The following is a 257-nucleotide window of genomic DNA, read 5'->3' on the forward strand; positions in this document are numbered from 1 at the left end:
TCAGCACCACGAGATCTTCGGTGGTCGAAACAGCTTTTCGAAAACAGACCCGGATGCGACCTTTATGCGAATGAAAGATGATCACATGAAAAATGGTCAATTGAAAGCAGCTTATAACGTACAAATGGCCACAGAAAATCAGTTCATTCTTTATTATTCGATGCATCAGCGACCAACGGACACGCGCTGTTTCCTTCCGCATCTGGAGAAACTAGCGGCTTCCAGCCTCCCTATGCCGAAGATGATCATCGCCGATG

The 257-nt window shown here is 46.7% G+C and carries 1 pseudogene; it reads left to right on the plus strand.

Annotation, left to right across the window (positions count from 1 at the left end):
- Positions 1–257 (plus strand): annotated as a pseudogene (locus R0J92_RS24415) (IS5/IS1182 family transposase); the annotation flags it as partial.

This window comes from Tritonibacter sp. SIMBA_163, from assembly GCF_046535935.1.
In the GTDB taxonomy this organism is placed as follows: domain Bacteria; phylum Pseudomonadota; class Alphaproteobacteria; order Rhodobacterales; family Rhodobacteraceae; genus Epibacterium; species Epibacterium scottomollicae.